The 22,190-nt window shown below is 42.8% G+C and carries 24 protein-coding genes; 8 read left to right on the plus strand and 16 right to left on the minus strand.

Annotated features, from left to right (window positions below):
• The first annotated feature begins 28 nt into the window (after positions 1–28).
• Together NI389_RS05460 and NI389_RS05465 are read left to right on the plus strand one after the other, a co-directional pair.
• Entirely contained in the window at positions 29–661 is a 633-nt protein-coding gene (locus NI389_RS05460) for a vWA domain-containing protein (protein WP_308361927.1), read from the plus strand.
• A gap of 670 nt (positions 662–1,331) precedes the next feature.
• Positions 1,332–1,475, plus strand: coding sequence for a hypothetical protein (locus tag NI389_RS05465; RefSeq protein WP_308361928.1), 144 nt, complete (start codon positions 1,332–1,334; stop codon positions 1,473–1,475).
• Positions 1,476–1,509: 34 nt separating this feature from the next.
• Here the strand turns inward: NI389_RS05465 and NI389_RS05470 are convergent, their stop codons facing one another.
• Positions 1,510–1,668, minus strand: coding sequence for a hypothetical protein (locus NI389_RS05470; RefSeq protein WP_308362605.1), 159 nt, complete (start codon positions 1,666–1,668; stop codon positions 1,510–1,512).
• On the minus strand, positions 1,631–2,035 hold the full coding sequence (locus NI389_RS05475; protein ID WP_308361929.1) for a winged helix-turn-helix transcriptional regulator: 405 nt from the start codon (positions 2,033–2,035) through the stop codon (positions 1,631–1,633). The genes NI389_RS05470 and NI389_RS05475 overlap by 38 nt, the downstream gene beginning before the upstream one ends.
• Positions 2,036–2,140: 105 nt before the next feature.
• Here NI389_RS05475 and NI389_RS05480 point away from each other — a divergent pair, with 105 nt between their 5' ends.
• Positions 2,141–2,620, plus strand: coding sequence for a nuclear transport factor 2 family protein (locus NI389_RS05480; RefSeq protein WP_308361930.1), 480 nt, complete (start codon positions 2,141–2,143; stop codon positions 2,618–2,620).
• Between the two features lie 87 nt (positions 2,621–2,707).
• Here NI389_RS05480 and NI389_RS05485 read toward each other — a convergent pair whose 3' ends face one another.
• From NI389_RS05485 to NI389_RS05530, 10 genes are all read right to left on the minus strand, one after another.
• A complete protein-coding gene (locus NI389_RS05485; RefSeq protein ID WP_308361931.1) occupies positions 2,708–3,808 on the minus strand; it encodes an NAD(P)/FAD-dependent oxidoreductase in 1,101 nt (366 codons plus the stop codon).
• Positions 3,809–3,829: 21 nt separating this feature from the next.
• Entirely contained in the window at positions 3,830–6,931 is a 3,102-nt protein-coding gene (locus NI389_RS05490; protein ID WP_308361932.1) for a LodA/GoxA family CTQ-dependent oxidase, read from the minus strand.
• A 350-nt stretch (positions 6,932–7,281) separates the two neighbouring features.
• Positions 7,282–7,698: a hypothetical protein gene (locus NI389_RS05495; protein ID WP_308361933.1), complete on the minus strand. Its 417-nt coding sequence runs from the start codon at positions 7,696–7,698 to the stop codon at positions 7,282–7,284.
• Positions 7,699–7,776: 78 nt separating this feature from the next.
• Entirely contained in the window at positions 7,777–8,295 is a 519-nt protein-coding gene (locus NI389_RS05500) for a carbohydrate porin (RefSeq protein WP_308361934.1), read from the minus strand.
• 24 nt (positions 8,296–8,319) lie between these two features.
• Positions 8,320–8,817, minus strand: a complete 498-nt coding sequence (locus NI389_RS05505; RefSeq protein ID WP_308361935.1) for a hypothetical protein — start codon at positions 8,815–8,817, stop codon at positions 8,320–8,322.
• Between the two features lie 11 nt (positions 8,818–8,828).
• Complete coding sequence (locus NI389_RS05510) at positions 8,829–10,856, minus strand: methyl-accepting chemotaxis protein (RefSeq protein ID WP_308361936.1); 2,028 nt, start codon at positions 10,854–10,856, stop codon at positions 8,829–8,831.
• A gap of 280 nt (positions 10,857–11,136) precedes the next feature.
• Positions 11,137–12,132, minus strand: coding sequence for a CPBP family intramembrane glutamic endopeptidase (locus tag NI389_RS05515; protein ID WP_308361937.1), 996 nt, complete (start codon positions 12,130–12,132; stop codon positions 11,137–11,139).
• A gap of 29 nt (positions 12,133–12,161) precedes the next feature.
• Positions 12,162–12,587, minus strand: a complete 426-nt coding sequence (locus tag NI389_RS05520) for a sensor domain-containing protein (protein ID WP_308361938.1) — start codon at positions 12,585–12,587, stop codon at positions 12,162–12,164.
• Positions 12,554–13,051 (minus strand): HAAS signaling domain-containing protein, encoded by a 498-nt coding sequence (locus tag NI389_RS05525; RefSeq protein WP_308361939.1) that lies wholly within the window; start codon positions 13,049–13,051, stop codon positions 12,554–12,556. Before NI389_RS05525 ends, NI389_RS05520 begins: the two co-directional genes overlap by 34 nt.
• A complete protein-coding gene (locus NI389_RS05530; RefSeq protein ID WP_308361940.1) occupies positions 13,038–13,436 on the minus strand; it encodes a PadR family transcriptional regulator in 399 nt (132 codons plus the stop codon). Before NI389_RS05530 ends, NI389_RS05525 begins: the two co-directional genes overlap by 14 nt.
• Before the next feature lie 555 nt (positions 13,437–13,991).
• Between NI389_RS05530 and NI389_RS05535 the strand changes: the two genes are divergently transcribed.
• A complete protein-coding gene (locus NI389_RS05535) occupies positions 13,992–14,534 on the plus strand; it encodes a GNAT family N-acetyltransferase (protein ID WP_308361941.1) in 543 nt (180 codons plus the stop codon).
• A gap of 212 nt (positions 14,535–14,746) precedes the next feature.
• On the opposite strand, the gene NI389_RS05540 is transcribed toward NI389_RS05535, so the two are convergent.
• Both NI389_RS05540 and NI389_RS05545 read right to left on the minus strand, forming a co-directional pair.
• Positions 14,747–15,403 (minus strand): RluA family pseudouridine synthase, encoded by a 657-nt coding sequence (locus tag NI389_RS05540; protein ID WP_308361942.1) that lies wholly within the window; start codon positions 15,401–15,403, stop codon positions 14,747–14,749.
• A 152-nt stretch (positions 15,404–15,555) separates the two neighbouring features.
• Complete coding sequence (locus tag NI389_RS05545) at positions 15,556–17,439, minus strand: hypothetical protein (RefSeq protein ID WP_308361943.1); 1,884 nt, start codon at positions 17,437–17,439, stop codon at positions 15,556–15,558.
• A 553-nt stretch (positions 17,440–17,992) separates the two neighbouring features.
• Here NI389_RS05545 and NI389_RS05550 point away from each other — a divergent pair.
• On the plus strand, positions 17,993–18,370 hold the full coding sequence (locus tag NI389_RS05550; protein ID WP_308361944.1) for a thioredoxin family protein: 378 nt from the start codon (positions 17,993–17,995) through the stop codon (positions 18,368–18,370).
• A gap of 5 nt (positions 18,371–18,375) precedes the next feature.
• Positions 18,376–19,068, plus strand: a complete 693-nt coding sequence (locus NI389_RS05555; RefSeq protein WP_308361945.1) for a cytochrome c biogenesis CcdA family protein — start codon at positions 18,376–18,378, stop codon at positions 19,066–19,068.
• A gap of 55 nt (positions 19,069–19,123) precedes the next feature.
• On the opposite strand, the gene NI389_RS05560 is transcribed toward NI389_RS05555, so the two are convergent.
• Complete coding sequence (locus NI389_RS05560) at positions 19,124–19,774, minus strand: peroxiredoxin-like family protein (RefSeq protein ID WP_308361946.1); 651 nt, start codon at positions 19,772–19,774, stop codon at positions 19,124–19,126.
• Between the two features lie 97 nt (positions 19,775–19,871).
• Here NI389_RS05560 and NI389_RS05565 point away from each other — a divergent pair, with 97 nt between their 5' ends.
• Positions 19,872–20,504: a TetR/AcrR family transcriptional regulator gene (locus NI389_RS05565; protein ID WP_308361947.1), complete on the plus strand. Its 633-nt coding sequence runs from the start codon at positions 19,872–19,874 to the stop codon at positions 20,502–20,504.
• 112 nt (positions 20,505–20,616) lie between these two features.
• A complete protein-coding gene (locus tag NI389_RS05570) occupies positions 20,617–21,405 on the plus strand; it encodes a hypothetical protein (protein WP_308361948.1) in 789 nt (262 codons plus the stop codon).
• A 76-nt stretch (positions 21,406–21,481) separates the two neighbouring features.
• On the opposite strand, the gene NI389_RS05575 is transcribed toward NI389_RS05570, so the two are convergent.
• Positions 21,482–22,183: a class I SAM-dependent methyltransferase gene (locus tag NI389_RS05575; RefSeq protein ID WP_308361949.1), complete on the minus strand. Its 702-nt coding sequence runs from the start codon at positions 22,181–22,183 to the stop codon at positions 21,482–21,484.
• Positions 22,184–22,190: the final 7 nt, after the last annotated feature.

Consider the following 22,190-nt stretch of genomic DNA (forward strand, 5'->3'; position numbering starts at 1 on the left):
CCTCGATATAACTTCAAAGGAATATGAAATGAAAAGTGAAATGTTAGTTGATGTGTACTTTTTAATGGATGCCACGGGCAGTATGCAAAATGCGATTGATGGCGTGAAAACCGAAATCAAGAACTATGTTGCAAGCTATTGCAAGTGTAACCCAAGAGTCAATCTTGCATACGGACTTGGTATTTATAGAGATACTGGTGATTCACAACCATTCAATTTTATCCAAACGGTAAACACAAATGTCGACTCGCTTGTGACTAATTTGGCGCGGGTTACAGCAACAGGAGGCGGTGATACACTTGAGGGACAAGTTATTCCACTATCGTTACTAAATTACAACGTAGCGCGATGGAGACCCGGCGCGCTCAGAATTGTTGCTTGGTATGGTGATCATGGTGCGCATGAAACTAGAGTGTATCAAGGTCGGACCTATAACAAAGAAACGGCTGTAAATAACCTCTTGGAGACGAACACCATTGTTATCGCTTTGAGTGTTGGCAACAATTGTCTCAATGAAAGAGGTATTGCCCAATTTATCACTTCCTCAACAAGTGGACGCTACGTAGAAGATGTAAATTACGACAAACTTTGTAGTACACTTTTTGAGGAAATATCAGAACGATTCAATCTTGTCTCCGTTCCGCTCGAACTTTTGGCGTGATGTACTAGCTCTGAAACTAAGCATCGTTCTGGTTTCGATGCTTAGTGATCAAATCAAATTGCGCAACCATGACAGCAAAAACCTGTACCAATATACACGGGATAATGAAAAACAAGTCGATGCGAATATTCACCTGCACGGGTATCAGTATTTCATTTAATCCATTTACACAAATGAGCAACAAAAGCGAATCGTGTAAATAGGGTTGAATTTTAACCTTGTAACTCATATCTGACTTGACGGATTTAAGAACAAACCAAGTCGAGATAAAAGGAATTAACGCGGTGTAGAGAAAATTCACCAGAAAAATGTGATCAGATATTGATTCGATATGGGATGAATGCCTCAAGCTGTAGACGAATAAGCCGCCAAAAATGGCTAAAATAATTGCTCTTCGCAGCATAAAATTCCTTTTGTAAATCGCAAGTATAATGGCTAACAGTAAAAAATTAAGGTACAAAAAGCAATTACTCTTTAAAATCACACCGAACTTCCCCCTCGAGAACCTCCGTCAACAAAGGCCTAAGATCGCCCAATCGCTCATTTCTCAGCAAAAGATAAGGACTAGATAATATTCAATAACCTAGTGATGGCTTGAACTTTATTTTCTTTTGCGTAACGTAAAATCAAATGGAGATTAACACTTCATATTTAAACAAAGGAGATAACAATGTTAATTACACTTAAAAAGAAAGAAATGAAAAAATTGACCGATGCACAACGTATTAAAACCGCGGCAACGAAACAAATTGCGGGAGCAAAAGCCTCTGGAGGTAACTCTCAAGCGTCAGACTGCTGTACGATGACAGACTAATAATAACGCGGTTTATTGGAGGGCTGTTTACAACTTAACCGCAGATGTTGTCGTCATGCAGACCCTCTATCAAGTCATCTTCCTGATTGTCACCACACAAAACATAGTGCTTAACACCAGCTATATCGAGAGATAAATCAACGAAGAGAAATGCATCAATCACCGATTGAGATTCGCTTTCGCAATTCTTCAAGCAATCCATCTCTATCGTTACTCGCTTTTGTGACCAAAGCCAGTGGGATATTTGTGTCTGGGCTGTATTTCGCACTCCAGAGAATCATTTCCAACAAAATTGGTAGCATATCTATGCCTTTTTCCGTCAGTGTATAGATTTTCTTTCGCTTATCTTTTTCATCCTGCTGTTTTGAAATAAGACCATCCATTTCTAATTTCTCTAAGCGACTAGACAAAATATTGGATGCCACTTTTTCATCTGAATTTTGTAAATCTGAATAGGACTTTTTTGCAAAAAACAGAAGGTCGCGCAAGATCAATAAACTCCATTTATCCCCAACCAAATCCAACACATTTGAAATTGGACAATCCGAACGTTTAGCCATAAGCACCTCTAAATGGAAAGATGAAAGTATATTTAACTTGCACTTTGCAAGCAAATAATTTAACTTGCGTTTTGAAAGTTAAATTTAAACAATGAGGCCAATCCTATGCACGGACCTAAAATCGACATCAACAAGCTAACAAAGCTACACTGGTCAGAAAACGACTTAACTAATGCGAAGCTTGCAGTAGAATTTGTACAGCGCATTATGAATGACCACGATTTCAATGGTCTGCGTGCACAGTTTTGTGGCCAACCGTACACTCAGCATAATCGTAACATCGCGGATACTATCGAGGGAGTAATTGAAGCCGTAAGCGCTCTTGTCAATAAAGCCCCAGAATTCAGTTATGACATAAAACATATTTTTGTCGATGGAGACCATGTAATCTTGCATTCACACGCGACCTTAAAAGCCAAACAGCGAGGCATTGAGACGGAAGGATTTAATATCATGGATACATGGCGTGTGGAAAATGGGCGCCTTGTCGAACATTGGGATGCCGTTCAAGGCATTAGTTTTTCTATGCGCTTGTATGCATTACTTACTGGCGGGAAAATTAGGAACAATAACAGTATTTTCTAGCTGCTGTTAGTCCCACCCTAATATCCAAGAATTTGACCTGATATTTCTGAGGCACTCTCTCATTTGTCAGTTTCAACAACGATAGCGCTAGGCAAATTTGGTCTGCCAAAATGCGCTATCAGCAAAACGATGCTCACTGGCGTAATACAACTTCCTAGACTTCTGATTTGCATGAAAGACGGACTCTATCGTCCGATCGTAGCCAGCAAAGTCATTGTTAAACTTATCGTAATTGATAAGCACACTCTCAGCCGCTTTTGTCCCACTGTACAGCGCAAAAAACATTCCTTGCGATGAAAGAGGATCAAAGCTTAATACCGCATCACCGATAGCGAGAAAACCTTTTTTGGCATCACTGAATCGTTCAAGGCGACTCACGCTTGCGTCTTTTAATTGCAACGGCGCCAAAATTTGCTTTGCGTGCCACCGCACTGGAAGCACATTGCTTTCATTCAGTTCGCCTAAAAATTGCGCTTCATGATTCGTTTTCTTTGCCGTTTTTGGTAATGAAAACTTAGCGACAACACGAACTGGCAAGCCATTTTTGGACAGCATAGGTAATCGCGCACTGTACCACCAGCCGTCGTGAACAGCTTTGATACGCGTTAATTGCTCTTTGTCCTCTTTAGCCGATTCCAACCACGCTACAACTGCGGTTTGCGAATCAATATATTGCTTTTTAAAACCAACAAGACGACTCACAACAGATGCTCGTCCGGTCGCATCAAGCAAAAAGCGACTGTCTAAAACATCAGGAGTATTTTCCAAGCTGATTTTCCAGCTTGAATCAAACATGGCATTCGCTAGTTTAGAATTGATTCTCATCACGCCCGACTGCTGAGCACATTTCATCAACGCACGATTAAATGCCGTTCGGTCAACATGCCATCCACCACCTTGCGGGTTTTGGACGGCATCGCTTCTGTGCCAAATTTCACTGCCCCATGAAGATACATTGCCCGTACAAGCACTGACTTGGAATGGAGATAGGATGTCGCTTAAGCACCCAATACCTACCCGATTGAGTAGCGCTATTGCCGCACCAGGTAACGACTCCCCTACTGAAAACTCACATTCAACCTCACTTTCTGGCGCAACAAGACACACTGATAATCCTACTTGGCGTAAAATCAGTGCGCAAGCACAAGCCGAAGGGCCTGCACCTGCTATCACACAATCGAACTTCAAACGACGCTCCTTATTGGTAGGTTAGCTTTTAACAATCGTCGCGAACTCATCACGTTGCTCCTCATTAAACCAACCCGCCTCTTGCAGCGCTTTGTCACTCGGCCCCAATTTGGCGTAATTTTTCTGGAAGATTTTGTACGCTTCATCCAGTTCAGCTTGTTTCGTCGCGGTCAGATTTTCTACCCACAATTTCTCGGGTAGCCAATCTAAATCTTCAGGTCTGTCTTTGGCTTCCAAAATGCCCATTTCATTAAAATGCGCCACCATGTAATCCATGGCATCAACGGCGCCTGCAGGTAGCTGGCGGAACCAACTTGGTCGATTTCTGAATGCCGCTATCCTAAGTTCCATGGGTTGCTTCTTATCAGCCAAAATATTGTAGTCCGACAAGGTCAAAACGTTATTCGGTACTCGTGCTGGCCAATACGTCGGCATGAATGGGTCGTAATCGGAATCGTAGCCTGAACGGCAAAATGCCGTATCCCCTTGCCATGGTAATGCCATCCAACGTGTTAAATCACCCGGTCCTTGTTCATAGAGAGGACCGCCGACGGCAAGCACTTTATTTTGGTCTAGCATACTGCCATAGCTCGGCTGCGCCTTACCTTCTGCACGTTCACGGATCCGATATGGCGCACGGTACATAGAAGCATGACGCATCGGCCAAGTGAGTTCACAGCCCGGGTGGAAAGCATCAGCTAAACAGAAATGCATATTTGCTCTATCAAGCATATCCGGTTGCTGTTGCAGCGGTACCTGTTCTATATCATCACAATTATTTGCCTCTGGGTTGAAGTCACTGACAAAGTTTCCGGTAACCCAACACGTCAATACGTAGTCAAAATAGGGAGGTAAAGTCAAATAAGTCGATGCCGCATTTTCACCTGCACCAACTGTCTCACCGTATAGATCACCATACATCATCGGCCATTGGCTAATTTGACTATTCACTGCTTTCCCGTTTGTACCATCCGAGATAACCACGCTGTCAGTACCTCGGAAATTATGATAGACGGTACGACGTAGTTCTGCATAGGGGTCTGGATAGAGGCTACTTAGTGGCGCAATAGAGAGTTTCTTAAGGAGCTCAACATTGGAGAAGTCAAATGGCGACCCCGCGCCGAAGCTGGCAAAAAATCCTTTGTTTACCCATTGCAATTCATTTAAGCGTGCCAGCACAGGTAACACGTCACGCTGAAATTCCACTCGTTTGGGCAGCTGCAACATACCGCAGTCCGTCCAGACAGCGCGCATCAAGTCATCCATGGTGCGCCAACCTACCAAATTTTGACCATAATTAGGCGGTGCAGAAGCCACCCATGCCGGATCTGCGCTAAACACTTTGTCTTCTAATACAACTTTTGCATGAACAGGCCCGTCTGCAATGTCATCATACCAACCCGCTGCATTATTGAAGCTTGTGGGTACTTCAGGTCTATACACCGGCTTATTTGCAGGGCTTGCCGATTTACCAAAGCCCGGTAAAACTAACAATCGACCGACTGAATCCGTTCTCAATTCGCCGAGGTAAACCTGCGTACCTTGGAAATTACCGACTAGGCTGTAGCTTGAATCATTCATATTCAAGCCCTGAATTTTACAAGGTCCTGGGTCAATCGCTAAAGCACCTCGTGCAGCTCCTGTTACCTCAGGATTGCGCAGTGCAACCGTAACACCGGCTGTTTGTGGTAAATCTAAAGCAGATTGAAATTCATACCACTGCGCCTTGCGATTAGCGACATGCACTGACCACTCTATCGTTGAATTTTCACTTTGCTGAATTTCGGCAACCACATCACCATTCGCATCGTATCCATACACCCTAAATCGCGCAGCTTGGCGCTTAATTGCGCCACTTTCATCTCGAGTGCTGCCAAAATTAACCAATTTGGGCTCTGTCACTTCCGGCCCAACATAGTAGTCGCTTTTGCTGTCACCAACACGGGCTACACCAATCCCCGGATGGATCCGTACAGACGTTATCCGGTCAATTTGTTCTTTGGTCAGCTTTTTAGGAGCCGGTCCTGATTTAGGTTGATTCGGTAACGGACAAGTTGGATTTTTAATTATTGGTTTACCGGGTTGCTTAGGCTGCTCATTGGGTTGACCATTTTGTTCATGGCGATATTTCGCTGCTGCTGCATAAACCTTCATACGGGCCAATGCAATCGAACTTTGTGGCGCGGGCGCGTTTAGCTTTGGTACTCGACCAATGTTAAAATCGAGCCAATCCCCATAAATTTCTTGCTCAGGTTGTGTTATATCTTGCTTAGGTAATGAGATGGTTGCGATCAGTTCAGGTTTAGCAACGTCTTCGTCCCATACTGTCATCGCCTTATCGAGCGGGAAGTGTTTATCAATATAGGCTTGTTCAAATTCTTTTGTCGTTGGGCGTCTTTGAATATAAAGGTTCAATGTTGCATTACCCGCTTTCATTCGTGCAGCCAAATCTTTACCTAAAAAGTCAGGATCATTGATGTCTACTTCACCAGAAAAGGTCGATTTACCCGGTCTGACGATGTATTTGCAGTAATTGTCTTTGCCCAGTTTAAACGGCACTACACTCCATACCGAGGTTTCGAATACGGAACGGATAGGTTTGGCCATTTTATCTAATAAGATGTTGGTTTTTGGCGAGTTTTCTTGTACCCACTGATCGCTCCACCCTTCAAACCCTGCCTTAGTGAAGTTACAAAAATCAGATGCATTATCCACAAAGAAGAAAGGCACATTTTGCAAGATTAAATCAGCGACCTCTGCGCCATCGTCCGATACTTCCTTTTCCCCTTTGATACCAAACAGTTTGATCCCCAACCCAATAGTGCTTTTCCAGTCAGGTCGCCCATCCGACAGGTCGGAGGAATAACGCACGTAAACAGGGTGCTTTCCTGCATGAGCGAACATACCTTGTTTTAAGTCATCACTCACTTTTTCATGGATTTCAATCTCCCCTTTCATGATGCCATGCGTCCTCAAAAATACAGGACGACGCACAGGACATTGACCAGCAGCTACACGCTTTTTCTGTACCATATCAATGAACATGTGTTCGAGACATTTAATAGGATCTTTACAGCTACAGGTAATATTGAAACTTTTCGTTCCTTGCTTGAGGCTTCTCATTATGTTCTCCGCGACATTAAAGTTATCGATGCAAGCAGCTAAGCAGCTTTTACCAGGTGGAAAGGTAAACTTAGGCGCTTCACACGGATCGTCATCGCTCAGAACATGGTGATGAACATCTTGAACACCCGTTTATTATTCACGTAAAGACGAGATAACAACGGTAAAATGAATACCAAGATGCGGACATGAACGAGTCGATGATTTACATTTACGTAAAGAAAATGTAAACCAACAATTCAAATCTCGCTATTACATGTCATTACATTTTTTGGGGATATGAGAATCGAAACGGAAAGCGTCTGATGTGGCGCTCTTCAGTAATCTGAAGTAGCCCGCTACATGAAAATTTAAACCAATACATCGACCAGTACACTTGGATCTGTGACACCTTGATCTTCAAGCGCTTTCTGCAAAGCTTGCGCCGCATTCATTAGTTCGAAATTAAGCGAATTCACTACACTCGATTGCAGCTTTATTTGGGCTGCCTTTTGCTCTTCATCTTCAAATATCCGCTCCTTGAGTTCTGCCAAGGCTTGCTTTGCCGTTTCTAAACGTTCTTTAATCTGCTTAACATAGGCTTTGAGTTTACGGATATTGTCAGGTAGGTGTTCGTCACTCTCGGATTCAGTTGGTTTACTTGGCTCGTTTTTGTGCAGACTCTCTAGCGATAAACGCAGTGGATACGGCTGATTTTTAACGTCTTTTTCATGAAGTCCAATTGATGTACTTCCATCTAAATTGGATGTGTTTCCCTGAATTCTCATCGTGGCTCCAATAAAAGTGCTCTTACCATATATCGGTATGGAATCTTAATACTTGAGCCATCGATAAGCACATTCATACTAGAACGAAATACTCAACCGTAAATTAACAATGGTTGTGTTGCCAAGCGTTTCATCTCCTGCAATGTTATGGAGATAAATCAGTCCCGGTTTTAGGCCGACGTTTTCATTTATTGTTATGTTTGTATAGCACTCAATCGCCGTTTCGCTATCCGCGCCATAAACATCTACGTTGCTTATCATTACGCCACTAAAGTCCTCTTGATAAAAGAGTCCCTGATAATTCAGCCCAATCGACCAATGCGTTTTTATCTCATTGAAATGTGTGTTCGCATTACCAAACTGTATAAACCCATTCAATGACGTCGAAATCGCCTGATCTAAAACGGCATAAAAGTCTGAGGTACTTCGAACGTCCCCTGCTCGTGTTTCTAAACCCGTATGATGCCACGTCCCTAACCGAATGGAACTTGCCGTTCCATAAGGGATTTCCACCTCCAATATTTGAAATGAATCAGAAAATGAAATTCGATTCTCTGCATCCGAATAGCTTGCTATCTTTACAGACCACTGCGGCATTTTTTTTGCGATGAGCACCCCGAGCTACGGCGTTGGAAAAGTTGAAAGTCCTAAAATGGTGGGACTGAATCCCATCGACGCGTTGATAAATGAATCACCATAGGTAGGCGCAATAAAATCATTGGTCGCATCCATAAGACCAATTTGATAGCTAAAGTCATGGGGCAATTGCGCCCCCAAATATGCTTCATACCATTTACTGTATCGCGCCTCGTCGATGTTGCTAAAACTCTGAATATCTTGAACAAAATCCGACGCATTTTTGCCTCGGAACAAACTGTAACTCACTACCATGTGACTATGTGCACCCAAAAACGTGCTTCCGAAATCCTGTTCAACACCCATATCGAGTTTTGCGCGTGACATAAATCGTGAATCTTCAGGTACAGAAATGTAAGATGTGTCTGAGTCCAACGCGAAAAAGAACTCACGTGCATCAGTCTGGCTCGAACTTAAGGCCAACAAACACCAGTAAGTACAATGCCTCGCGTGGATACGCGAAAGTGTTAAACGCTTCCCCATATAAACATCCGTTACTCAATTATTTTAAACTGATTTACTTGGCTATTTAGATTATTTGAAATTTGGCTTAACCCATTACTTACCATCATCACCGACTTAACGGCGTTGAGCGTTTCTTTTGCTGAGTTGGAAATGTTTACAAGGTTATTCGCAATATCTTCCGATGTTGCGGATTGCTGTTCAGTGGTGGCGGCCATATGAGAGTTGATGTCGTTTATTTGAGAAACCAATTCCACAATGCCCGTTAATGTTTTATCCGTTTCATCAATCTGCTTGACCGTCTCTTGCGATTGCGCGCTACTTTGCTGCATAGCATTGACGACTCCCTGAGTACTGCTCAGGAGGCTGTTAATCGTAATCTGAATTTCTTGCGTTGATTTTTGAGTACGTGAGGCTAGCGTTCTTACTTCATCTGCTACCACCGCAAATCCTCTACCTTGCTCTCCTGCGCGGGCGGCTTCAATCGCCGCGTTCAGCGCCAACAAATTCGTTTGCTCGGCAATATTTCCAATGACTTCAACCACCGTCGCAATTTTCTCGGTATCTTTGTTGAGATTAAGGATCGCCGTAGACATTTTCTCCATGTTATTAAATAACGCGTGTATTTGGTTTTTGGTAAACGAAACCGATTGATGTCCTTCCGTTGCGGTGTTTAGCGCCTGATTTGCTGCGAGTGACGCTGACTGGGCACTTTCACATAAATGTTTGATGCTTTGGGCCATTTGTTGAATCGAAAACGCGCTTTGTTCTGTGTCAGCTTCTTGTTGATTCACTTCCTCAGAAGTCACTTCAGCAGAATGTTGAAGCAGTGTAGATTGGCATTCCACCAAGTAAGTACCCATTTCAATTTTAGACAAAGCATTCGCTTGGCTAGAATAAGCGCGGTTTATCGAGGCGCACAGCATACCAATTTCATCTTGTTGAGAATCATCCAGTTTAATCGCCAAATTATTCGGATTCTCATCAAGCACCTTAGCCATATTCTTGACGGGTCGAACGATAAAACGATTCACACCAATGCCCGCCAGAATTGAAATAAAGACGGTTACAAGCATGGAAATCACCAAAATAGACGCTACGTAATTTCGTAAATGCTGAATGATGTCTGATTCATCTTCCACTTTGGCATCGGCGAGTGCTTCTACTTTTTCTAAGCGTTTTAAAAATAGCTCGGACGCGTTGTTAAACACGGCAAGATTATCCGTGTAGCTTTTCCAACTACGCATGAGTTCGCTATTATTTTTCGCAAATTGGCTATCATGTTCTTTAATAAGCGCCGCAAATGATCGATTCGAGTCTTTAGACTTAGTCTCTATAAATAATGGGTGTTGTGCAATTTCCTTTGTTAATGCCGCAAAATCAGACTGAGCCGAGGTATAGTGGTTTAAGTCTTCTTCTTTACCACCGCTTGAAAAATACTCCTGCAAAAAATATTGCATCTGCAGTAATGCAATTTGCGCTTCCATGCCTCCATCCGCCGCACTCCAACGTTCAGACAATCCATCTTGCCAAGAAACGGCTTCACTAGGGTTTTGCTCTAAATACTCCACCGCGCCGTCACCTACTTCCTCCAGCTCTGTCATGAAAGACTGAAAATTTGCAAATATGGTGCGATGGTCCGTACTTTTTTGCGCGTAATCTTTATAACTTGAGAGTACTTGCTGTTCGGCCCGCTCAAATTGCTCAAACGCATGCGATAAGCCCTGCACGTCTTCCTCAGCAATTAACCCTGAGTCCAGCATCCGCTTGTACGCCTCAAGCATTTTTTCGTGCGATTCTTTTTGAACCGTTAATTGTTCACGCGCGTAGTCTGGATTTAATTCAGCGTAATGTGTCATGTAGTTTTGGATAGCGCGGATCTGGCTTTGGATTTCAATCGTCGATTCCATTGCACCGTCAGAAGCGTTCCAACCTGGACCTGTGATAAATTGCAGCTCTACATTGAGTTTATAAAAACCAAAGAAGCTCACTCCACCACCAATAAGCGACGATGCCACCAAGCAGCCAACCAACAGGGAGACTTTTCTATTTAGATTCATTATTCACTCCAAAGCGCAGAACGTGCCCTAATTTGGCAGTTTCAGTGAGGCATTTAAGTCTCAAGGCAATCTACAAAGAGACAGAAGAACTCGTTTAGATTTCAATACAATCGGAATCAAATGACCCTGCTTTTTAGAGTGTAGCAACAACATTTCAATGTGCAATTTGGCATACGGGCTGAATAATGTGAGCACATTCGAGGCGCAATAGAAGCCTAGCGCTGTAACGCCCAGCATCGATGCTAGACAAGCGTAATAATGAATAAAGACAGTGGGAACACTAGTTAAGTTGTCTTTTCCACATTTTACCTAAGAAAATCATCGCGACAAAAACCATTAACATAAAGATCCCCGATTGCTCGGTAAGCGGCAATACTCTCGCTGAATTGTTTAACGCAGTATGAAATAAAACAGCAACAAGCAAGCTCTGATTTGAACGATTGAATAAATACGTAAACATTGTCGCCAACAGAACACACGCCCCCATTTTTGCAATGGTAGCAATGGGTGATTCGGCATACTGACCAATAACAAAGAGCGGAAAATGCCACGCTCCCCAAACCAGCCCTAAATAAAAAGAACTGGCTAATGGGCTGAAGCGTTTTTGTAGTTCAGGAAGCAACCAGGCTCGCCATCCTGCTTCCTCACCAATGGCGACGACGAAAAACGTAAACAAAATACTTCGAGTCAAAAATATCAGATGAGAAGAATCTGACCAATTAATGGCAAAAGATTGGATTGGACTGTCAGTTAGATACGCCGTTAAAATACCCAGCGACATCCAACCTGCTGGTAAAAAGAACGCGATAAACAACCATCTTTTTTGTTTTGGTTGTGTAAAAAGTGACTTCAAGCGTGCATCTTTGCTGCAATTCAAACAAGCAACAATAAAGCCTGTAACTGCCGATGAAATTACCACTGAAATGACGCTTTTTACTGTAAATCCAACGGGTGTTGCGTGTTCAAATTGAGCTAAGGTAATCGCGTCACCCGTAGAAAGAACCGAGCTATAAATACAACACATTAAGACGAAGGTTAGACTAAACGTTCCCCACCATTTTAAGGTTTTAACACTGCAGCCTGTACCATTGAGCTGCGCAAGTACAATGGCGGCTATGGCAGGTCCAAACCCTGCACCAACAATAATTTTGACAAACGCCCAATCCGTACCAGCAATACTTGGTGCGCTAAACCAAATGCTCCACGTGATAAAAAAACAAAGCACGAGAAACGATAAAATAGGCCATTCACGAGTGACTCGTCGCAACATTTCCATAACCGACTTTCTCCACGTCAATCAATTGACTAGGCGGCAACTAACATGGCTTTTGCAAATTTGCCATGAAACTGGCCGAAATACTTTGCCAATGTTAGTGACAGTGCTAGCAACCCAATACTTGACAAGGTAGTCAGTGGGAACCAGTACCAATTAATATCGATGTCTTGCGTTGGGTAAAGCGCATGCACAATAGGATCAACAAGAGGTGATAAAAACAGCACCACAGCAAGCAACAACGGCGTAATGACTGAGACCAAGTAAAAAACAGCCAAAGGCAATTGCATGACGAAATACAGTCCCGCCGTCCAATGTTGCTTTGAGAAAAATGGTTTAACGATATTTTTAATCGACATACGATTTACAGCCTTTGCCGTATACACCGGACGCCTAGGCATTCGCGTGCCAAGTAAGGCTTCAACTAAGCGTCCTTCAAAGAGCGAGAAGTAACGCATCGATTGCACAAAAATAGGAGTACCGGCAGCCCAATGACAAAAGCAGACGCGACAACACTACTAAAACCCACCAGCACCGTCCACGCGATATAAACAATGCTTAAAGGCAATTGCACAAAGCAGTACACCAAGGCCTTATATGCTGATTGGCATTTAAAAATAGACACTCGTGAACCTGACTCCTGCTTTTCGGCGGTCAAGCTAGTTGCACCATAAAGCGCTTGATTCACCACTCTCTCCATTTCGATATAGTAGTTGGCAATTTCTACCGGCGAACCATACTGTTCAATCACCGCATCAATAAGATGGTCACTTGGCGCTTGATCTTCTAACGCATCCTGAAAATGACTCTCTGCATCAAATAACGCGTCTTGGACAAGCGCCGCATCTTGTCCCTTTAGTGCTATAACCAATGCCTCCAAATAGGCCTGAATACGTTGATCTTTTGTTTTAATGGGCATCATTTTCTCCTTTGGCAGTACTTAAAATCGCTTGATTTACGAGCTGTTGGGTTTGTGTCCAAACTTGTTGCCACTGCACCAGAACGGCTTTTCCTAGCGGTGAAATCGTAAAGTATTTCCGTGGAGGTCCGCTTTCTGAAGGTTGAGTTTCGCTATAAAGCAACCCTTTTGCTTCCATGTTTCTAAGGACTGGGTAAATAGCACCTTGTTTGTCGGTATTAAGCAGTCTGCCGATTTGATACCCGTACAAAGGCTGTTTGGCGTTACTTAAAATACTCAGCAATACCAAGGCAGAGGTGCCTGCACTTAACTCTTTACTGAATTTTTTGGTCAACGATTCAATCGCTATATGGTGTTCAACTTCATTACTTTCATCAAACTCGTTCACATTAAAACCAGTAGTATTTAGTTAACAGTAGTACCAAGTTAACACTACCATTAAGTTAATACTAGTTATTTACGTGCCGTTTTTGAGACATTGGATTAAACCTCCCCAAAAAAATACTGTAAGCGATTGTTTTAAAAAAATTTAAAATAAAAGGTGGAGTTATCATTTTCCTCAACAAATGCGTTACGAGGCTAGTATCTTAATCTCTGTCTGTTCTATGAATTGAATATTCTCGCTGAGAAGCCAATTTGACCTTGTTGTTTTGCCTTCTCTCTTGCCCTGTGTGCCCACCTAAATTCACTTTGGTTTCGTTCTGATAGATTCTAGAAATACTGGTTTAGGTCATTTTCCCTTTCGTTATTCGTGAGTTAAAGCCGCTTTGACTCAGTCACGCAAATAGCGTCCCAGAATAGAAAGATTAAAAAAGCAGGAACATCACAAAAAAGTAACATTTTTTCGGCATTTTATCGCTCAGCGACTAAACTCAAACCTCGATTCAAACTAGGCCCAATTGCTTTTAAGCAAGGCTTACATGACGCTAAAAGGAAATTTGTTATGCCGTCAAATCTTGCGGCTTTGCCAGCGCTTAGCACTCAGTATTTCAAACCTAAGCACGCCCCAACGGATACCCTTAACGAAATAGGGTCACTCCGTGCATCCATTTGGCAAGACAACCAACATAGTGACCGCCAGAAGGCCTGCCAACAAGTCTGGCTAGAAGAGGCAGACCAAGATGCCCACCTTTGGGCGGTAACTTCTGACACAGGAATGATAGCAACAGCACGACTTTGCATTAGCAGCACCTTAAGTCATCTTCCTGAACAAGAGCTCTATGACGGACTTGAACTGCCCGCCCCTTTCGCAACCATGGGTAGATTGGTTGTTGTCCCTTCTTGGCGTGGCAAAGGGATTGCGAGCGCCTTAATTCGCGAGCGCCTCAATTTATGTGACGACTTAGGTGTAAAGAGTTTATTGCTTGACTGCCCTGAACATCGAGTCCCAGTTATGCAGCGTTATGGTTTTTCGGCATTAAAACTGCCTCAAGTTGGGATCTTATTCCCCGATACGCGGTTTGTCGTTATGGGTCGGTTTAATTGACTCTTTACGTTTGCACGACAACGTTACAGGCATCTAGGTTCAAAAAGACGGTTCGGATAGTCGCCCAATAGACTCAGCCCCCAACGTTTATAAAGAACGACCAAACGCAGTTGAGCCTGTGTTCACGCCCGTTGGGTGTAATCATCCCATAACGTGAACACTCTGTTTTTGGTGGCTCGTTAAATTGAACAAACGCGCAGCTTTTATTGAGATTAAAACTCATGCTCCGCGCTAAAACTGACTCGTTCTTTGCTAGTTGGGTGCGTGAAACTTAAGGTTTGCGCGTGTAAATTGAGTCGTGTTGAAGCCGCGATACAACCCGCATCTCCATAAAAATCATCCCCTAAAATAGGGTGCCCGAGCGCCAGCATATGCACTCGTAATTGATGCGTACGCCCTGTTACAGGTTTTAACTCTACCAGCGTTGAATTTTCTCGCTCTTCAAGTACGCGATAATAGGTTATTGCGCTTTTACCTTGCTCTTGGCAGACTTTTTGTTTGGGTACATTGTCGAAATCTTTTGCAAGCGGCAAATCAATGCATCCCTCTTTTTCGACTAGCTGTCCTTGGACTTCAGCGATATAGATTTTACTTGTTTCTCGGTTTTGAAATTGCACCTTCAGATCAATTTCCACCCGTTTACTTTTGGCATACACCATGACACCAGAGGTAGAGCAGTCCAAGCGATGCACCAAATAAATACATCCAAGTTGCCTCTCCAGACGTGTTAGAGCGCAGTCGAACGTGACTTCAGCACGTCCTGGATTCGATAGTAAACCTGAAGGTTTATTAATAATGACTAAATCATCGTCTTCATAGCGAATATCGAGCCATGGGTCGCTTGGCGGATTGTATTCAAATATCTGCATGTTAAGTGCTATTACGAACTAAATTGAGTCAATTATACCTGAGCGAACTCTCGCCACAAAGCACGGCTGTTATTGACGCGCTCAAACTTCAATTTTGGATTAAAAACTAAAAGGCATAACGAAGTATGCCTTTGCGTATAACACTAAACGAATTAGTTCACTTTTTTCAGCGTGCGTAGAGAATTGTAAAATCCATAAGTCGAATTAATCGAGTAAGCCAGTCCAAAATTGCTCCCTTCTCGGTGCACTAACTTGATATTGATAAGATAATACGTATCTGGATTGGTCTTTTTGATAAATGCTAAGCAGTCATCAAATGGCTGATCGGGAAATTCACAATCGTTGTCATATAAAAGCGACAAGCTACCATCATTTTCATAACGAGTCAGAAAACGAGGTGTCGCATCCAATGCACCTGACCATACAGCTTTGCCTTCTGACGATAAAGTAAAGTAGCGTTTTTCACCCTCATATTCATTATCGAGTATTTCAAATGTACCTAAGTAGTCATTTTTGTTAGCCGTAAAATTCACTGGCTTTACGGCGTAAAGTGTATAACTCGTGGTGTTGGTCTCGGGATAGGTATATTTCAATGTCATACCCGTTTGACCGTTTGGAAACTTAAAGAATCGCTTTTCCTCAACCTGCCCGTCTGTTGTAACAACAAACTTACCGGCTTTGAATTCATAACTAAAGGGAACAGTAAACACAGCTTCTAGATCTGGTTTTTTCGCGTACGCTTTACCTGTGGTTGCATCATCGAGTGTAAACGTGAGTGAACCACCAAAGTAGTGCGGATCACTAATCGTTTGAGCTTTTTCGTAAAGACGCGTTAGATAAGATGTGCCTGGCACAAATTCGATTGCAGGAGCTGCATCCAATTTTTCCAACAGGCTCACATAGTGTCGCAGCCTAACCAGATCACTTAAACCGGAATAGTCTGACAATTGCCCTTTTAGATTTTGCGGCTCGCCGATGGTTTCAATTTCAACAAACAAATGTTGAGCCGTCGCCCCCATTATTTTTGCATTTACTCGGTAAGTAACTTGGAGGTCTTCTAGCTCAAACGTATTTTCATTTCTAATAGAAAATGAATCTTGGTAAGTGTATTCAGGTAATTCGGTCACACCGCCCTTGAACGTCATTGGGAAATAGGCCGTTTGCCTTAAATACCACGAGCTTGAATTACCATTGGCTCTAATGTCAAAACTAACTTGAAGACTGCTGTCATCCGACGTTGTATCGACAATCGAAATACCAACATAGCTAACCTTGGGCTGGCTATTTTTTATCGTGTAAGCCCCCGTATTTAAACTCATAGGCTGTTTAGTCAACGTTACCGAGTAATCTTCTTTACCACTTTCTGAAACCAAAAAACGAATTCGATTACCCGCCTGTGCAATCGGTCGAATCACTATCCTATCCAGTGTTTCACAAATCTCGGCTATACACCCCACCTCCGACAAATCAAGTGCTAAAGAATAAGAAAGCGAATGAGCAAAGCGTTTCACTCCACCGTTATTATTTATCCAATAGCCTTGACGATTGTGCATGAAGCTGAATGTTTGGTCGCCTGTTTCATTCGTCCAAACACCTTGAAGTTCCTGTTCATCGAGTAACAACGTTGCCCACTTTGCAGGATTATCCGCAACAGAGAGTTTAAGCGTGTAAAGGAGGTTGTTTTTACCATCACTCAGTGTAAATGGTAGGTCGTATTCACCCAGCGCGAAAAGCGTGGGTTTAGTTTTGATCCTGAGCTTTTTGTTGATGACCGAATACGTTAACCAAGCGGGTTGGTTTGAAAACACAACGCTCAGCGTATCTCCATCATGTTCTTCGATATCAAAAACGGTTTCTGTTTCAACTTCCGCTTTAAGTAAAACAACTCCATCCATCTTAAGTACAGGCAAAGTATCAACTTTAACTGGAGGTACTGTCTGATCTGGCGTTGTGATAACTGGCTTCGTTTCAGTATCAGAGCCACCACAACCGTTGAGCAGAGCAACAACGGCGAATACTAGGACTACTTTGTTCATTCTTTTATTAGTTTTATTTTTGGGGACTGGATTGTAACAACAAAAACAAACAAAACATCTAAAAAACTCACAAAACTCACAAAACTCACAACTTTAACTTTACTCCTACATTCCATACGCAATCCTGTGATCAATAAAATCTCCGTGCTTTCCCTCTGAATTGCTTGATAGTACGCGACCACAATACATCTAATTAATTGAAACTCTTCCATTAGCTGAAAACCTCAAAGCCTCTCGATTTACATTAGCCAGTCAACTATTCTGAGCGTTTGAAGTCATTCTCAAAGATGTTGAAACAGACCCATCAGGTGACTTTCTGTACAAAGAATATTGAACAATTGCGCGGCAAATGAATCAGGTTCAAGCGTCATAAACGGATTGTTGCTTTATGTTCAGGGAAGGTTCTACATATAAATCGGTCGCAATAACTCCATTTTTATTTTTCGTTCTGCTCGACAAGCCACACTCATATTTCTCTCAACGCTTCGATGAAAGATTTATTCGCGTAACTCGTTCTTTCTCTGTGCAACTGAATTACCACAGAGAAAATCACATGAAGAAATTGTTTTTCACCGGCTTTTTGGCCTTACTAAGTTTTACTGTTTCCGCTCAAAAATTGCCATTTACTGAAACGCTATATCAGCAATATCAAGATAATAACGAAGTATTCCTCGTCGACATTTTCGCCAAGTGGTGTCCAACGTGCAAAAAGCAATCGTTGATACTAGACAAATACTTTACCGACCATCCAAAGAGTTCGCTCAAAGTACTCGTGGTCGATTTCGATGAACAAAAAGATTGGGTTTCTCATTTTCGAGCGCCACGACAATCGACCTTGCTACTGTACAAAGGTCCGAAGCAAATCTGGTTCTCCGTAGCGGAGACGAATGAAAACAAAATCGTTACTCAATTGCAGCATGCGGAACAGTAATTACCATGGAATTTACCGCAATCCCTTTAGCGTTACTCGCTGGTATTTTGAGCCTAGTGTCTCCATGTGTTTTACCGATGATCCCTGCCGTGGCGGCATCTGCGATGCAATCTTCCAAGTGGGGGCTTGTTACACTTGCACTTGGAATCAGCTTAGCGTTTGCTTTTGCGGGTACCGTATTGACCTTCTTGTTGTTAAATCTCGGTATTTCGACACAATGGCTGCGCTACTTTTCAACTGCACTCCTCCTTTTAATGGGGATGACATTACTTATTCCTAAATTGGCAAACATACTTGCCTATTCACTTTCTCGTTTAACGAGCCGTGCTGCAAACGTGCAGATAGAAGGGAATTCCCCTGCAATGCAATTCTTAATCGGTGCGTCGCTTGGATTAGTCTGGCTACCGTGTGTCGGCCCGACACTTGGTACAGCGATTGCGCTCGCATCAACTGGACAAAGCATGCCGATGGCTTTCGCTGTCATGCTTGCTTTTGGGTTTGGTACGGCTATCCCGTTGGTCGCCATTGGGCATTTTTCAGGGAAGAAAATCGCCACCTTACGAACAACAGGCCGATACGGGAAATACATTTTAGGTGCCACCCTGGTATTCCTTGCCATCATTATTCTAACGGGGGTTGATAAAGTGTTGGAAACTTGGGCACTGGAAATATTGCCCGACTGGGTGAGTTCTATTTAAAAAATTGTCGGGGGGGACCAAATTCTTCCTCCCCGATAGGATTACCGAATATCTATTAGGCAATCTTTTCTAAAGCGTGAATGACATCAATTGGTTCAGCACGGCGCGTGTAATCTGCATTCACATCTGCAAATATCACTAGGCCAGATTTATCAATTACATATGTTGCTGCTACGGGTAATTCAAAGACGCCTTTACCATTATGTGCTTCTATATCAATACCGAACTTTTGGTATATCGGTTTTAACGATTCTGGAAGCGTAAAGACCAGACCGAGTTGTTTAGCAAAAAGCGCTTGAGGGTCGGAAAGCACAGAAAACTCAAGTGCATTTTTCTCTGCGGTCGTCAAAGACGCATCCGGTAACTCAGGCGTTATTGCCAACAACTTTGCACCTCTTGCAGAAATTTCGCCTAATACTTGCTGATATGCTCTTAACTCTAAATTGCAATAAGGACACCATCCTCCGCGATAAAATGTAAGCACTACGGGTCCCTGCGATAAGCTGTCAGCTAAGTTTACCTCGTTACCGAGCTGGTCTTTTAAGTGGAACTGAGGAAATAGCTCTCCCAGTTTTGGGGCATTTTGTTCTAGCGCCTGACGTCTGAGTGCCTCTGTTTCCGCAAGCATAACGTCTAAGATGTCAGCAGAGACATTTTTAATTGTTGAGTTTCTGATTTCTTGTAACTGGGATTCTAACGTCATCATTTTTTACCTTACTGTGTTCTTTAATATTGTGAACGATCGTTCAAAATATATCTGCACCTACAAATCACGTCAATAACAATTTGAACGATTGTTCAAAATGAGGTTAAATAGCGGTCAAGGCAAAATGAGCAGAGAGCAAAATATTGTGGCGGTAAAAAAATTTAATACCGAAGAGGTACTCGACAAGGCAATTCATACTTTTTGGCAGTTTGGCTACCATGGCACAGGAATGCAGCAACTGCTCAAAGAAACTAATTTACGCGCTGGCAGTCTATATCGTGAATTTGAAAATAAGGACGCTCTCTATCTGCTTGCACTTCGCCAGTACGCTCAACGAAGCATCGATAACATTGATACTATTATTAAGGACTCGACCAATGTTTTGTCCGGTATTCAAGCGATAATATCTGCCTTGATCGAAGACTCAAAGAACACGGATTATTGTGGCTGTTTCCTTATAAAAAGTCAGCTCGAACTCGATTCACATAACAGCGATATCTCTGCATTTATTTCAGGAGAGTTTGCGAAAATTGAGACGAATTATGCGCGCCATTTGGCCGATGTGTTTTCAAAAGAACTAAGTCTTCAATACGCAAAACAACTCATGATGATTATCTATGGGATACGGGTTTCTGGCTATCAAAAACAAAACACAGAGTACGTCGAAAAGACGGTTTATCAGTTACTTCCATGGTTAGGTTCAACACACGACGATAACGATAATGAATAGAAAGCACTTTATTTTAAAACTAATACCTTCTCCCCCTGCGACGTCGATTCCATCCTTTGCCGTTTTAAAGTAAGCTGCTTCCATTACGTCTAAAAAACGATAGGTAACTGTGTTGAATAAACGAATTGAACCTGAACTGTTCAGCCTGACACCCGATCTCGACCAAGTCGAGGATTACAAGCAGGCGCAAACAAAATCGAAAAATAATGCGCCCACGGTTGAGCTAACCTCATCAACTCCCCCTTCACAAACCAAGACTTCAAGAATGGTAATATGGCTCGGTATTCTTGCTGTAGTTGGCTTTGCTACTGGTGGATATGCCCTTTATAAACAAAATTTAGCAACCCTCGCACAACTACACGCCTCAGAGTTGCGGATTGGTGAGCTTGAACGCGCCCTTTCGGCAACGGGTGAAGAGATGGGTCAATCTGCTGGTGCAATTCAAGCTAAATTGTCTGCAGTCGCAACCCGCACAGATGAATTGTGGGAGCAGATGGATAAGCTTTGGGCATCGGCTTGGCGTAGAAACCAATCTGAAATTAAAGATTTAAAAGAACAAGCTGACAAGTTCGCGGCGGCTCAAACACAACAGATTAAACAACAGTCTGATGTCTCGACAAACCTTAAAACCCTTTCGCAAACTCAAACTGAGCTCACGTTAAAAATGTCGTTGTTGCAAGAGCAATTACAAGTTGCTGAATCGCTTAAAGGCCAATTGACCACCATTAACACTGAACTCGATAAAGTGAAATCACAATCTCAAACTCGAGATACGAAGCAGTTAGAAATTGGGGCGAATATGGCGCAACTTGAAATCACACAAAATGCATTAGCAGAGCAAATTGAACGCCTTGAAAAAAGCATCGCAGCTCAATCTAAAGTGCCATCAAGTCCAAATTAAAGTCCCTTGATTTAACGCTTTAAGCACCAACAATGGGGGTCAAACCTGACCCCCATTGTTATAAATACGCTTACACTTACAGCGCGCGCTTTTTAAAACGATAGACAAAGCGATCTGTGTTACCCTTCGTTGTGGGTTGCCACACATCTAAACTGTAATCGTCATTCGCATTGGCAAGCACTGAGCTCGACATATCCAATTCAAAACCCGCTTTTAACACTTCATTGAGCACAAAACGGTTTTCTACTCGGTGGAGTTTCTTCGTTTGACTAATGCCTACTCCAGCGCCTGCGTTGTGGTCGATAATAATTAAGTAACCATCATCGCTTAGTTTCTGATGCATTGACTTTAAGAGTGCCTGACGGTCAAAGTTCGCTTTGTTTATTAAGTCGTGGTAGTTCAGCGCGGTAAAGATCCGATCGACAGGACCTTCCAAGTCGTCCAACTCAAGTGAAGTAAGCGTTTTAATGTTGTTGAATTCACTTAAGTTTCGAGTTTCCAATTTGCCTTTTACACTAAATACCGTACCCGAATTATTCAATAAGCGAGCAAAGAGTTCAGTGTAATAACCACCGCCTGCTATATAGTCAACCACCTTCATATTTTCTTTAACATCAACGATAGCAAGAATGTCTGCGGGCTTTCGCCCTGCATCTCGTGCGATATCTTGAGCCATACGATTAGGGTTTTGCACCGCGTGTGTAATGGACGAAGGGTTGGCGATTGCCGATAGACTTGACACCAATAAGCTGGCGATAAAAAATGGTGTAGATTTCATACATTGC

The sequence above is a fragment of the Pseudoalteromonas xiamenensis genome, from assembly GCF_030994125.1.
GTDB classification, from domain to species: Bacteria; Pseudomonadota; Gammaproteobacteria; order Enterobacterales; family Alteromonadaceae; genus Pseudoalteromonas; species Pseudoalteromonas xiamenensis_B.

Excerpts from the sequence above, each read along its gene's own strand:
- NI389_RS05475 (WP_308361929.1), bottom strand. The coding sequence starts at position 2,035 with ATGGCTAAACGTTCGGATTGTCCAATTTCAAATGTGTTGGATTTGGTT.
- NI389_RS05555 (WP_308361945.1), top strand. The coding sequence starts at position 18,376 with ATGGAATTTACCGCAATCCCTTTAGCGTTACTCGCTGGTATTTTGAGC.
- NI389_RS05525 (WP_308361939.1), bottom strand. The coding sequence starts at position 13,051 with ATGATGCCCATTAAAACAAAAGATCAACGTATTCAGGCCTATTTGGAG.
- NI389_RS05520 (WP_308361938.1), bottom strand. The coding sequence starts at position 12,587 with ATGCGTTACTTCTCGCTCTTTGAAGGACGCTTAGTTGAAGCCTTACTT.
- NI389_RS05550 (WP_308361944.1), top strand. The coding sequence starts at position 17,993 with ATGAAGAAATTGTTTTTCACCGGCTTTTTGGCCTTACTAAGTTTTACT.
- NI389_RS05540 (WP_308361942.1), bottom strand. The coding sequence starts at position 15,403 with ATGCAGATATTTGAATACAATCCGCCAAGCGACCCATGGCTCGATATT.
- NI389_RS05465 (WP_308361928.1), top strand. The coding sequence starts at position 1,332 with ATGTTAATTACACTTAAAAAGAAAGAAATGAAAAAATTGACCGATGCA.
- NI389_RS05535 (WP_308361941.1), top strand. The coding sequence starts at position 13,992 with ATGCCGTCAAATCTTGCGGCTTTGCCAGCGCTTAGCACTCAGTATTTC.
- NI389_RS05480 (WP_308361930.1), top strand. The coding sequence starts at position 2,141 with ATGCACGGACCTAAAATCGACATCAACAAGCTAACAAAGCTACACTGG.
- NI389_RS05510 (WP_308361936.1), bottom strand. The coding sequence starts at position 10,856 with ATGAATCTAAATAGAAAAGTCTCCCTGTTGGTTGGCTGCTTGGTGGCA.
- NI389_RS05495 (WP_308361933.1), bottom strand. The coding sequence starts at position 7,698 with ATGAGAATTCAGGGAAACACATCCAATTTAGATGGAAGTACATCAATT.
- NI389_RS05500 (WP_308361934.1), bottom strand. The coding sequence starts at position 8,295 with ATGCCGCAGTGGTCTGTAAAGATAGCAAGCTATTCGGATGCAGAGAAT.
- NI389_RS05575 (WP_308361949.1), bottom strand. The coding sequence starts at position 22,183 with ATGAAATCTACACCATTTTTTATCGCCAGCTTATTGGTGTCAAGTCTA.
- NI389_RS05460 (WP_308361927.1), top strand. The coding sequence starts at position 29 with ATGAAAAGTGAAATGTTAGTTGATGTGTACTTTTTAATGGATGCCACG.
- NI389_RS05490 (WP_308361932.1), bottom strand. The coding sequence starts at position 6,931 with ATGAGAAGCCTCAAGCAAGGAACGAAAAGTTTCAATATTACCTGTAGC.
- NI389_RS05515 (WP_308361937.1), bottom strand. The coding sequence starts at position 12,132 with ATGGAAATGTTGCGACGAGTCACTCGTGAATGGCCTATTTTATCGTTT.
- NI389_RS05545 (WP_308361943.1), bottom strand. The coding sequence starts at position 17,439 with ATGAACAAAGTAGTCCTAGTATTCGCCGTTGTTGCTCTGCTCAACGGT.
- NI389_RS05565 (WP_308361947.1), top strand. The coding sequence starts at position 19,872 with ATGAGGTTAAATAGCGGTCAAGGCAAAATGAGCAGAGAGCAAAATATT.
- NI389_RS05505 (WP_308361935.1), bottom strand. The coding sequence starts at position 8,817 with ATGGGGAAGCGTTTAACACTTTCGCGTATCCACGCGAGGCATTGTACT.
- NI389_RS05560 (WP_308361946.1), bottom strand. The coding sequence starts at position 19,774 with ATGATGACGTTAGAATCCCAGTTACAAGAAATCAGAAACTCAACAATT.